General features: G+C 57.3%; 11 protein-coding genes. 8 read left to right on the forward strand and 3 right to left on the reverse strand.

Features of this window, described 5'->3' with window-relative positions:
* Nucleotides 1–114: 114 nt before the first annotated feature.
* The 7 genes from FAES_RS30790 (at nt 115) to FAES_RS14540 (ending at nt 7,121) form a co-directional block, all read left to right on the forward strand.
* On the forward strand, nt 115–987 hold the full coding sequence (locus tag FAES_RS30790) for a PAAR domain-containing contractile injection system baseplate protein (RefSeq protein ID WP_015331986.1): 873 nt from the start codon (nt 115–117) through the stop codon (nt 985–987).
* Nucleotides 988–1,087: 100 nt separating this feature from the next.
* Entirely contained in the window at nt 1,088–1,522 is a 435-nt protein-coding gene (locus FAES_RS14515) for a hypothetical protein (protein ID WP_041258974.1), read from the forward strand.
* A 69-nt stretch (nt 1,523–1,591) separates the two neighbouring features.
* Entirely contained in the window at nt 1,592–2,965 is a 1,374-nt protein-coding gene (locus FAES_RS14520) for a glutamine synthetase family protein (RefSeq protein ID WP_015331988.1), read from the forward strand.
* 98 nt (nt 2,966–3,063) lie between these two features.
* Complete coding sequence (locus tag FAES_RS14525; RefSeq protein WP_041258975.1) at nt 3,064–4,104, forward strand: aminoglycoside phosphotransferase/kinase family protein; 1,041 nt, start codon at nt 3,064–3,066, stop codon at nt 4,102–4,104.
* A 106-nt stretch (nt 4,105–4,210) separates the two neighbouring features.
* Nucleotides 4,211–5,050 (forward strand): TIGR01459 family HAD-type hydrolase, encoded by an 840-nt coding sequence (locus FAES_RS14530; RefSeq protein WP_041257893.1) that lies wholly within the window; start codon nt 4,211–4,213, stop codon nt 5,048–5,050.
* A gap of 80 nt (nt 5,051–5,130) precedes the next feature.
* Nucleotides 5,131–5,838: a VIT1/CCC1 transporter family protein gene (locus tag FAES_RS14535; protein ID WP_015331991.1), complete on the forward strand. Its 708-nt coding sequence runs from the start codon at nt 5,131–5,133 to the stop codon at nt 5,836–5,838.
* Between the two features lie 176 nt (nt 5,839–6,014).
* Entirely contained in the window at nt 6,015–7,121 is a 1,107-nt protein-coding gene (locus FAES_RS14540) for an acyltransferase family protein (RefSeq protein ID WP_051054150.1), read from the forward strand.
* A 44-nt stretch (nt 7,122–7,165) separates the two neighbouring features.
* On the opposite strand, the gene FAES_RS14545 is transcribed toward FAES_RS14540, so the two are convergent.
* Entirely contained in the window at nt 7,166–8,692 is a 1,527-nt protein-coding gene (locus FAES_RS14545; RefSeq protein ID WP_015331993.1) for a DUF1501 domain-containing protein, read from the reverse strand.
* Between the two features lie 142 nt (nt 8,693–8,834).
* Entirely contained in the window at nt 8,835–10,529 is a 1,695-nt protein-coding gene (locus FAES_RS14550) for a DUF1800 domain-containing protein (RefSeq protein ID WP_015331994.1), read from the reverse strand.
* Between the two features lie 215 nt (nt 10,530–10,744).
* On the opposite strand from FAES_RS14550, the gene FAES_RS14555 reads away from it, so the two are divergent.
* A complete protein-coding gene (locus FAES_RS14555) occupies nt 10,745–11,191 on the forward strand; it encodes a hypothetical protein (RefSeq protein WP_015331995.1) in 447 nt (148 codons plus the stop codon).
* An 11-nt stretch (nt 11,192–11,202) separates the two neighbouring features.
* Here the strand turns inward: FAES_RS14555 and dinB are convergent, their stop codons facing one another.
* Entirely contained in the window at nt 11,203–12,297 is a 1,095-nt protein-coding gene (dinB, locus tag FAES_RS14560; RefSeq protein ID WP_015331996.1) for a DNA polymerase IV, read from the reverse strand.
* Between the last annotated feature and the right edge of the window lie 253 nt (nt 12,298–12,550).

Consider the following 12,550-nt stretch of genomic DNA (forward strand, 5'->3'; position numbering starts at 1 on the left):
AACATTTGGCTCACGTTTGCTCAAAACTATTGACCATCAATAAATTATCGGTCGGCGCTAACGCTTTAGCGCCTATACTGCTTCCGATAATTAACGTCTGAATAAAGGAGACTGATGGGACAGCCCGCCGCACGAGTAGGAGATATGCACACCTGCCCAATGGTTACGCCGAGCGTACCCCCTGTACCGCACGTAGGCGGGCCGGTAATGCCACCTGGTCACCCTACCGTGCTGATTGGTGGACGACCGGCCGCTACGGTTACCAACATGTGCGTGTGCGTAGGCCCACCCGACGTGATTTCGCAGGGGGCCTCAACCGTACTCATTAACGGGCTGCCCGCCGCCCGGATGGGTGACAAAACGGTTCACGGAGGCGTACTGATTATTGGTGAGTTTACAGTGTTAATTGGCGGCCCAACGACGGTAATCACCGGGCTTGGCGTTGATTTCGATGCGTTTGCTGCCCTTTCGCCAACCCTGCAGGACCAGATACGTACCCTTCAGAGCCAGGGCTGGACGTTTCAGTATGGCACCCCCGGCGGGGGTTCCTTTGCCGACCGGAGTACGCAGACGATCACCGTCGACCCGAACGAACGAGGTAATCCCACGGCTTTGGGGCAAACGGTATCGCACGAAACGGGGCATGCGTTATATCCGTACCGGGCCGATGTATCATCGCGTAATGCGTACGTACGTGGTGCGCTGGCGGATGAAGGTGCGGCGACTCTAAATAATATTCGCATACAACGCGAGATCGTTGCTAACGGGGGAGCCGATATTGGGATCGCCGGTAACCCAGCCAATCAACAGGCTTATAACAATGCGTATAACCAGTATGAGCGAGACGGGAATGAGGCCCGCGCACGCGATACCATCGGCGGTATTTTTGGCCGTGGCGAACGTACCTCTACGACAAATCAGCCCTACGAAGATTACTACGGTGGGTGGTATGACCAAAACTATCCGCCCCCACCACGCCGCCGATAGCCTTAAGCCGCCGCGTAAATGTGGCATGGTTATGATTCGTCAGAACGCAATTCGTTACTTCGTGTTGATTATGGCCGCTGTGGCCGTTGCTGCTACTCCTATGTTTTCCCGACCTACGCTTTGGCAGGTGGTACGCCAACTGGGCAATCAGGCCCCATTTACGAAAGAAAAGCTGGAAGCCCAGTTGGGGGTCCCGCTCGCGCGAAAGTCACAGAACGATTTCTTTACGTTTTTTGAAGGTGGGCCGGTCAAACTAGCCAACGGCGTTGTGATTGGTAAGATTGATCTGCGCCTGCGACATGACGGGCAGGCGCATCCTGGCTTTCTGGTGCTGACCCTGGCAGGACAGTGCGTGACGGTACCCGAATTACGGCAGCATTACAACCACCTCTCGCTGCTCGACGTACCCCGTGGGCGGTCAGTCAACGAGGTGACTTCGGCCGAAGCGACGGAGCCCTGGGGTACGATCAGCTTTGCCCTGCCCGTCACGAATCCAACCTGTATCAGCACCATTGCGTTTAAACCGACTCCGTGACCCGATAGCAGGCGTTTGCAGGCGAGGGGATTTGCGTTACTTTAGCGGCCCCGACAACCGGCTTACTGCATGGACGCTACGCAACTGCTCGCCTATCTGGATGAACACGACATTCCTGCCATCAAATTTGCCTTCGCCGATATCGACGGTATCCTGCGCGGCAAGCTGATCAGTCGCGATAAGTTCCGGGCAGGGCTGGTTGATGGCTACGGCTTTTGCGATGTGGTCTTTGGGTGGGACAGTCAGGATGCGGCTTATGACAACGGAACCGTCACGGGCTGGCACAGCGGTTATCCCGACCGACCCGTCCGTATCGATCTGGGTACGTTCCGGCGAATTCCGTGGCAGACCGAATCGGCGGCCGACCAGCCATTTTTTTTGGCCGATTTCAGCCACCCGACTGATGCTACCCGCGATCTGCCTGCCTGCCCGCGCTCGCTGATGAAACGCATCGCGGCGCAGGCCGAGCAAATGGGCTACCGAGCCGAGATGGCGCAGGAGTTTGAATGGTTCAACTTCCGCGAAACACCACAAAGTCTGCAACAGAAGGGCTTCCGTGACCTGGAACCGCTGACGCCGGGGATGTTTGGTTACTCGATCCTGCGCCCCTCGCTCGAAAACGCCTTTTACAATGACCTCTTCGAGGCGCTAGGTCGGTTTGGCATTCCGCTCGAAGGCCTGCACACTGAAACGGGGCCGGGCGTGTATGAGGCCGCCATCCACCACGACACCGCGCTGGCAGCCGCTGATAAAGCCGTGCTGTTCAAAACGGCAGTAAAAGAAATTGCCTACCGCCACAGCCTTGTCGCCACATTCATGGCCAAACTGAGCGCCGATTTGCCGGGCTGTAGTGGCCACATTCACCAGAGCCTATGGTCGGCCGAAGGCGCCAATCTCTTCTATGAGACCGACGCGCCGGATCGCCTTAGCACCTTAGCCCGGCAATACATCGCGGGTCAGCTGTACTGCCTGCCGCACGTGTTGCCCATGTATGCGCCCACCATCAACAGCTACAAACGGCTGGTGGAGGGGGCCTGGGCACCGACAACACTCACCTGGGGTTTTGATAACCGCACCGTGGCCATGCGGGTGCTGAACCATGCCGAAGCCTACACCCGCGTGGAAATGCGCGTACCGGGTGCCGACTCAAACCCCTATCTGGCAATGGGAGCCGCGCTGGCTTCGGGCCTCTACGGTATCCGGCACGGGCTGACGCTCGGGGTGCCGGCCACCACGGGCAACGGTTATTTAAACGAGCAAAATGGGCGGCTGGCCCCCAGCCTGCGCGAGGCAACGTACCTGATGCGCGATTCGCCCGTAGCGGCCGAACTCTTCGGAGCCGACTTTGTCGCCCATTTTTGCCAAACCCGCGACTGGGAACACCGCCAGTATGCCCGGCACGTGAGTGACTGGGAATTAAAGCGGTATTTTGAAATCATATGAAATCCGTTTGCCGTTTCTGGTTTACGGTTTGATGGTGTGCCGCCACAATGTCGGCCCGCAACATCAGCCGTTCAGTACCCGACGTCAAACCCGTACGTATGCGTCTTATCGATTACACGACCATCATCCGCCAGGCCTGGGCGGCCTTCGATCCCAGCCAGACCGTGCAGGCGGTTGAAGATATCAGTGCCCGCGTCTCGACTAACCACGTCTTCCGGCTTACCCTCGACTCGGGCGACCGCGTCATTGCCAAGCTGTCGTATTTCGGCAAGTTTGAGCACTTCAAAGACGATCACCGCATCATCCACGCGCTGGCCAACAACCTGTTGTATCCGTTTGAAAACGTATTGGCGAAATCGCTGATGAAAAACGGGCAGGTGTTCATCTACCGGCATCAGGATGAGCTTATCGATGCCTGGGTGGTGTTCTACAACCCCATCCGCACGATGGAGCGCCTGCCGCGCCGCCTCGACGAACCGCACATCCGAAAGCTGGGCAACGAGATTGCCCGCTTTCACCTGGCCTGCGCCCGGGCGTCGTCGGTACTGCCCAAATACGCCAAAACGCTGCGGTCCGACGTGCAGGGGCTGCTCGATCTGCTCGATACCGACGCGGGGCGTTTCGAACACCGGATGCATATCGACACGCTGCGGCGGCAGTGCCATCTGTTTCTGGAAAACCGGAAAAAGCTGGTCGATAAGACGGTGGAAACCATGCCGGTCTTTGTCGACTGGAACATTGGTAATTTCTCGGTTACGCCCGATCAGAAGCTGTTTTCGCGCTGGGATTACGACTGGTTCCGCATCAGCTACCGGGTGATGGACTTTTACTTTTTCAGCCGCGTTTGTTCCGATGCCGGCGACCGCACGGTGTTTTCATACTACATCGGGCCAATGGCCGAAGAGCGCTTTGGCTGGTTTCTCGACGAGTACCACAAGGTGTATCCGCTCACCGAGCGCGAAATCCGGTTTCTGCCCGAGGCCTACCGGTTCTTCATCCTGAATTACGTGATCAAGTACGGGCGCTATTTCTTCCACCGCACCTACGCGACCAAGCTACAGCGCGAAGCCTACGACATTTACCTGCCGTCGATCGATACCTTCGACGTAACGCCCATCCTGAAACGGCTGGGGCTATAACCAGATTACAGGCCTCTGTTCACGGTCTTCTGTTAGCTGGCGCATGTATAGCACTGATGCGCCAGCAACACAAGACCGTCAACAGAGGCCTGAAGACCGCTTTTCTATGACTCCTTTTGCCACCCTGATTGAGCAGTACAAAGCCATTTTCTTCGATGCGTATGGCGTGCTGAAAAATGCCCACGGGCTGATTCCCGGCATCGACGGCACCATCGACGCGCTGATTGCCGCCGATAAGCCGTTCTACGTGCTGACCAACGACGCCTCACGCAGCCCCGACCAACTGGCCGATTCGTATGCCCGGCTGGGGCTGCCCACCATCACCGCCGACCGGATTGTGTCGTCGGGGATGCTGGCGCGGGAGTACCTGCAATTGAAAGTCAATCACGGTACGGTAGCGTACCTGGGCACCGACACCTCGGCCCACTACATCGAAAACGCAGATCTGCACGCCCTGCCTATCCGCGCCGTAAACCTCGATGATGCTGCTGACATCACGGCACTCGTGCTGCTCGACGACGAGGGATTTGACTGGAATACCGATCTCAACAAAACGATCAACCTGCTACGGCGGCGCAATATTCCGGTCATCGTGGCCAATACCGACGCGACGTACCCAGTCCGTGGGCAGCAGGTAGCCGTGGCGATTGGGGCCGTGGCCGATATGCTCGAACGTATTGTGGGTAAGCAGTTTATCCGGTTCGGTAAGCCGGATGCCCAACTGTTTATGTTTGCCTATGATCTCTTGCGGGAAAAAATGCCCATCAGCAAAAACGAGATTCTGATGGTGGGGGATACCCTCAAAAGCGACATTCTGGGTGGTAATAAATTTGGCTTCGATACCGCGCTCGTCCTGACGGGCAACACCCCCGTTGAAGATGTCGATCTGCGCATTAAAGCAACCGGCATCATACCCACCTACGTCTGCGAATCGGCGGCCGTGTAGGTACGTTGCCGTACTTTTAGTGGCGCCACACAAACAACGTACCCAGGTCATTGCCTCACGTTTACCCTCGTACCAATGCCATGAACGATACCGGACACCTGCATCACCACGAAGAGCACCTCGAAAGCTCTGATATGATTTCGGACATCGTCATCGGGATGTCGGACGGCCTGACCGTTCCCTTTGCGTTGGCGGCGGGCCTGAGTGGGGCCGTCGCCAGTTCGTCGCTCGTCGTGACGGCGGGCATCGCCGAGATCGTCGCCGGGTCGATCGCCATGGGGCTGGGTGGTTATCTGGCTGGCCGTACCGAAGCCGATCATTACGAATCGGAGCGGCGGCGCGAGGTGCGCGAGGTCGAAACCGTGCCCGAACGCGAAAAGCAGGAGGTGCGCGACGTATTTGCCGAGATGGGCCTGAGCCCTGCGCTTCAGGACGCGATCACCGACGAACTGGTGAAAGACAAAACCCGGTGGGTCGATTTCATGATGAAGTACGAACTGAACCTCGACGAACCCGACCCCAACCGCGCCACCAAAAGTGCCCTCACCATCGGCCTGTCGTACGTGGTAGGTGGGCTGGTACCGTTGGTGCCGTATTTTCTGGTCGACGCGCCGCAGAAGGCGCTGTTGTATTCGTGCGTCGTCACGCTCATCTGCCTGTTTGTGTTTGGCTATTTCAAAAGTAAAGTAACCGGGCAGCCACCCATTAGTGGCGCTCTCAAAGTCATGCTGATTGGAGCACTGGCCGCCGCCGCCGCCTTCGGCATCGCCCGGCTGGTTGGAGGCTGAGCCGTAACGCCCGGCTGGGGCCGGGCTGCCGGCGTAGCGCGTTACGGATCGAACTCGCAGGCGTTTTCTGCCCGGCTGGAGCCGGGCGCTACTTGTCAGTTCCAAGAGCGATATATTTCACTTTTTTTGCCTTATACCCAGTAGACCACTACCGGTTAGTTCAAGCGTTTCTTTCGTTGCAAGCTACTCAACAACCCTCCATAACCCGTTCAACCCGACCCCATTATCCGCTTCTGGATGGCCTGCGGGGCGTTGCGGCCATTGCCGTGCTGGTCTTCCATTTCATGGAACTGGCCGAGCCTGATTACACCAAAAATTTTATTGCACACGGCTATCTGGCGGTCGATTTCTTCTTTTGCCTGTCAGGCTTCGTTGTCGCCTACGCCTACGACGGCCGACTGGAACAGATGGGGGTGGGTACGTTCCTGAAGCTGAGGCTCATCCGGTTGCAGCCTCTGGTGGTGGTAGGCTCCGTGATCGGGCTCATCAGCTTCCTGGTTGACCCTTACCGAAACTTTTACCAGACAATGGGCTTCGGCAAAACGGTCTGGCTGTTTGTGACGTCTTGCCTGATGATCCCCAACCCGGTGCTGCCACAACGCTACAACAATATTTTTCACCTGAATCCGCCCACCTGGTCGCTGCTGTGGGAATACGTAGCCAGCTTGGTCTACGCGTTGGTGCTGGTCAAACTCGCCAACAGGTGGGTGTGGCTGCTGACGGGCCTGGCGGCGATTGCGCTGTGCTATACCGGTGTTCTGTTCAAGAACATAGGCGTGGGCTGGAGCGGCGAAACCTTCATCGGGGGCGGGGCGCGCGTGGCGTTTTCCTTCCTGATGGGGGTGCTGATCTATCGGTCTGGCTGGCTGATTCCTACGCGGCTGGGCTTTCTACCCATCGCGGTGTTGCTGCTGGCTTTGCTTCTGGTGCCGTTTCGGGATGGCCTCAATCTGGTCACCGAGCCGCTGGTGGTTATCATCGGCTTTCCGGTACTGCTAGCTATGGGGGCGACCACTTCGTTGTCAGCCCGCTGGCAATCGATTTGTACCTGGCTAGGCGAACTTTCCTATCCGCTTTACATGGTTCATTACCCATTTATCTGGGTGCTGTTGAGCTACATGGAGGTGCACAAACCAACGCCCACGCAATTGGCGCTCATCATGCCGCTGATGGGACTTGGCTTACTCGTCTTTGCGTATGGTGTGCTGGTTTACGTAGATCGACCCATCCGAACGTACCTGACAAAACGGTTTGTCCCTCAACGCAAAAAGGCGGTTCAGTAAGTGCCATCGTTCGAGTTTGGCCGCAACGAGGCGAGCCAGGTACGTTATCCCGTCACGCGCACCGTGAATGGACCCGTGTACCGGATGGTACCATCTAGCCGGATGCTACGCACGGTGAACGGGGCATCGACGGTGAGGGTATGGCCGGCGTTGATCCGTACGTATTCGCTCGGTAACGGTTTTCGCCCCACGGACCACACCGTGCGGTCGGCCCAATTGCCGGTCTTGACCGTTTCGACCAGGTTGGAAAACAGCGAGACCGTGGGGAAGTCGAGCACCGAGGGCGAGGTTTTGAACAACAGCGTGTTGGTTTTGGCAATGCCCGCCCCAAACCAGTCGTTCAGGATGTCGCTGTAAACGCGGCGGAAATCGATCTGATAGGGGATGTTGCGGCTGCCGTCGTTGCCTACGATGAGGTTGCTCAGGTCGGGGTTGACCCCGATGGTGGGGTGTTGCACACTTTGCCCAAACACAAACATGGGCGCGGCCATGCCGTGGTCGGTGCCTTTCGAGTTGTTGGAGTTAGCCCGCCGCCCAAACTCGGAGAACGTCATGCCAATGACTTTGTCGGCGATGCCTTGCAGGGCCAGATCATCCTGAAAGGCCTTGATACCCGCCGATACTTTGCCCAATAGGGTCGCGTGTGCACCGATGGTGTTGTCGGTCGTGTCAACCTGCGCCGAGTGGGTATCGAATCCACTGATCGAGACAAAGTAGATTTTTGTTTTCAGGCCGCCGTGAATAAGCCGGGCCACAATCTTGAGCTGATCGGCCAGCGTGTTCTGCCCTGCCGTTGGGTACGTTGCTCGGGTCGTGCCCGCGTCGAAGGCTGCCTTGATCTGGCCGGCGTAGCCTACCGCCAGCGTTTGCTGCTGCCGTACGTGGGCGATCTTGTCACCGGCGTCGCAGCAAGGCAGGTAGTCGGGCGGGGCGTTGGTGCTGCTGCCAACGAGCGTGTAAAAACTGGTAGGATCGTTGATCGCCACGCCCATCGACTGGATAGGGCCGAGCAGGGTAGTGCTGGTCAGAAACCCGATTTGTAGGGCCAGCGGGTCTTCCATCGTGGCGCTGGGGTAATTGTCGGGGTAGCCCGGAAAGCGATCGTCGAGGTAACGGCCGGCCCAGCCCGTTTCGGCGTACTGGTTGCTCGAAACGCCCGTCATCCAGATATCGGCCGAACGCTGGTGCGACTGATCGGGGTTAGGGTAGCCCACCGAGTGCAGGATCGTCAGCTTGCCGTCGTTATACAGATCGCGCAGGCCGGTCATGGCGGGGTGGAGGCCAGTGGTATCGTTGCCCGCCAGCGGCAGCACACTGCTTTGCGGGATGGCGATGTTGCTCCGCAGCGAAGTATAAGTCGAATACTGATCGACCGGAATCACCATGTTGAGCCCGTCGTTACCGCCGTTGATGTTGATAATAACCAACGTACGGTCGGCAGCGGCGGCGTTGGTGCCTAGTAGTGAGCGCACCAGCACGGAATTGCGCGCCAGGGCATTGATGCCAAACCCGTTCAGCGCAATGGGCAGCGCCAGGGAGGCAGTCGTGGCCAGAAAGTTACGGCGGTTCATGGGGGCGGGGAGTGAACGAGATAAAGAGTGAAAGAGCGGTTCACCGCAGCGGCGAATGTTGCTTGCGCGTCATGAGTTGCCACTGCTAGCAGCATTCGCCGCTGCGGCGGACCGCTCTTTCACTCTTTATCTCGTTCACTCGTTAAACGATGTGATACTCGGCTAATCGGAGCAGGGCTCGTTGGAGGGCTTTGAGGCGGTTGTTGACGGCGTTTTTGGCGTTGGTGATGGCCGAAGCGGTATAGTTGGCCGGGTACGTTACGGTGCGGCGGTAGGTGTTCCATTCAAACTCCCAGCTCGACCGGGGAATGCCCTGCATCATGATCGTGTCGATGAGGAAGTCTTTCTGCACCTGAATGAGGTCGGTGGCCAGCAGGTTGGTCAGAAAGCTATCGAGCACCTGCACACAGGTGATGGGTGGCGTGTTGGGTGCCTGCGACGTGCTGGCCGGAATATCACCAAAGCTGGGTTGCAGGGCCGTGGCGCGCGCTAGCGGATTAATGTTTAGCACCGTCGTCTGGTACACCGTATAGCTGTTGGAAAACCGGTCGCTGACATCGCTGCGTACGGCCATCGTGTTGGTGTTGCTCCACAGCTTGGTGTAACCAGTCTGGTAGTACGCATCGTAGCCGAACACGCTGGGCTGATCGAGCAAATCGAGCTGCAGATCGCGGAGTTTGGTATAGACGTACTCCATCGTTTTCCGAAAATTAATGACCGGTGTAATCGGGGCGATGGGTAGTTCGTAGGCGCGCAGCATCCCGATCACAAAATCGGCGGGCGATTTTATCAGGGAGCCGATGTTGGCCGAGTCGAAAAAGACCTGACTGGTCAGGAGGGTTTCGATAACCGGCTGAATCTGGTAATTGTTACTCACCAGTAACTGCGCCAGCGGAATAATCACGTTCGTTTCGATGTCGGGCGTTACGGTGTCGTTGACGTACCAGCGATAGAGCTTCCGACAGATGTGGCGCGACGTCTGCGGGTGGTTAAGCAGCATCGTTACCAGGTCGGCCAGTTCGAGGTCACCGGCCGTAGTGCCCGTCCGGCCGGTGATGACCGTATTGGCATATTTGGCCGAAAACGTCTTGTTGGTGCTGTCGTGCTTGCTACTGGTAAACGTCGTGGCAAACGTCGTGGCGCCTTCTTTGTAATAATTGCTGTATTTCCAGCCCGTCAGCACGCGGGCGGCATTGCGCACGTCTTCCTCGGTGTAATTGGGGTTACCGGCGGCATCAACAGCTCCAACTGTAAACAGCTCCTGCAACTCGCGGGCGTAGTTTTCGTTGGCTTTGCCCGCTCCCACCTCGTTCTGATCGCCGTTGAGAAAACGGAGCATGGCGGGTTCTTTGGTCACCTTCGTCACCAGATCGCGAAAGTTGCCCAGCGCGTTGTCGCGGAGCAGTTTCAGGTACGTCCAGACGAAGCGGTAGTCGTTGGCGACCTCTCGGGTGGCCACAAAGTGGTTTTGCCAGAAGAGCGTCAGCTTGTCGAGCAGATTGGCCGGGCCGGGCTGGATCATCAGATTCAACCACCAGTACTTGATGTAATAGCCATACTTGAAATTATTGGCCCCCACAAACGGCAGGTATTCGCCCGCGGGTGTGGCGGTACCCTGCAAAAAGGGTTGCCCGGCCGTGCTGGCCGTATCGTCGAGGTCGACGGGGGGCGGCGGGGTATAATTGACGTTGGCAATCAGCGCCTGAACCGCCTGCGTGGCGGTTTGGCCCGTAAAGGCGGCGAGTTCGGCGGGCGTTGGGCCAAACGTAGCGCGGCGTAAGAGATGCGCCGCGGTTTTGGCCGTAAGTGGTTGCGTGTAGCGATCTAAGTAAGGCATTCGTGCGCCGGCTGGCTGGGTACGTTGACGGTGGATTGGCCGGCCTACAGCAAGGCGGCTAAAGGCAAGATAAACACGAACCAGGCCAGGAAATACCAACGAATCGATTTTCTGCAAAAACCAAGGCCGGGCTGGTTACTTATGTAAGAATACTAACAATATAGGTACATATTGCACTACGTAAAGGTGATGCCGGATCGACACGCCCAAACGCTATGAAAAGAACGACCCTACAACTGCTCCTAGCTCCGTTCGTGCTTTTGCTGGCCTGCTCAAAACCAGACACAGTGCCGCCAGCCGTTCTGTTCGGGACGTGGGAAGGCCAAACCGGTATCACCTCGGCTGGCGACTGCGTCTGGAGCGGCATCGCTTCCATGCCGACTTTGGCCACCTGGCAGGTGACAGCCAACACTGTTAAAGCAACCGTTAACCGCAGAGTCGATCAGATCAATGTGTCGATTACCATGCAGGGGACGATCGTGGGTAACAAACTAACGTTGACAGAGCAGAAGCATGTTGTCTGTAACGGCGTTCCACGCACGTACGATAGTCGATACGAAGGAATAATCGGCGGAAAAACGCTGACCCTGGTGGCCCTCGACACGATTTGCCCTGTTGAGCGGTGCATTTTCAGGCATACGCTGACACTCACGCAGCAGTGAGCCGGGTTCCGTCAAAAGCCGATCACCAACTGCCGGCCAATCTCGCGCTGATCGACGGTGCCATCGGTTGATTCGAGGTTCGACAGCGACACCCCCAGTAACCGGACGCCCTTGGGTAAGGGCAATTGGGTACGTAGCAACTCGTGGGTCAGGTACGTTAGCTGCGCCTCGCTGGCGATGGGTGACCCAAAGCTGCGGCTGCGCGTGATCTGCTGAAAATCGGCGAATTTGATCTTGAGCGTCAGGGTTCGTCCGGTTGTTTGGAGGCGCACACAGTCCTGCCAGAGGTCGGTAATGGGGCCGCTAAGTCCGTCGGTGAGCTCGTCCCACTCGAAGAGGTCAGTGGCGAAGGTTGTCTCGGAGCCGACCGATTTCCGCTCGCGGTCGGGTCGCACGGGGCGGTTGTCGATAGCGTGGGCAATGGCGTGGTAGAAGTGGCCCATCTTGCCGAAATGCCGCACCAGAAAGGCCTCAGTTTGGTGCCGCAGGTCGAGGCCGGTGGCAATACCCAACTGGTTCATTTTGCCCGCTGTGGCTGGCCCAATGCCGTGAAATTGCCCCACGCGCAACGATTCGACGAACGCCAGCCCGGCTTCGGGCTTGATCACAAACAGGCCATCGGGTTTGTTGTGATCGGAGGCGAGTTTCGCCAGGAATTTGTTGTACGATACTCCGGCTGAGGCAGTCAGGCCGGTAGCTTCCCGAATTTTGACTTTGATTTCCCGGGCAATCTGGGTGGCGGAAGCAAGGCCCGGCCGGTTCTCGGTCACGTCGAGGTAAGCTTCGTCGAGCGAGAGCGGTTCGATGAGGGGCGTGTATTCAGCAAAAATGGCCCGTATCTGCTGAGAAACGGCTTTGTATACGTCGAATCGGGGCTTCACAAAAAGTAAATCGGGGCACTTCCGCCGGGCCGTGCTCGACGGCATGGCCGATCGCACGCCGAAAACCCGGGCCTCGTAGCTCGCCGCTGCCACCACGCCCCGCTCCCGCGAGCCACCCACCGCCACCGGTTTTCCCCGCAATGCCGGATTGTCGCGCTGCTCGACCGACGCATAAAAAGCGTCCATATCGATATGGATGATCTTGCGAACCGAAACGTCCGTCATGGCTTGTTATAGTACAAGGCAAATATAGTGGCTGTTTTAATTTGATGATAGTCGACCGCTAAGCGTATGCCCATCTTGGCTAGCGGGGAATGGGCGTTGACCAGATACAATCTGATTCGATACATTCCGTAGAAAAACAGTAAACCGAGGATTCGTTTTTCTGAGCTATTATCAAAAAATTATATTGTAAATAGATGGTTTTTATTTATGAATATTAGTTAACATGATTTGTTGTTTTATAGTAAAATGGTAC

The sequence above is a fragment of the Fibrella aestuarina BUZ 2 genome (assembly GCF_000331105.1).
Classification (GTDB): domain Bacteria; phylum Bacteroidota; class Bacteroidia; order Cytophagales; family Spirosomataceae; genus Fibrella; species Fibrella aestuarina.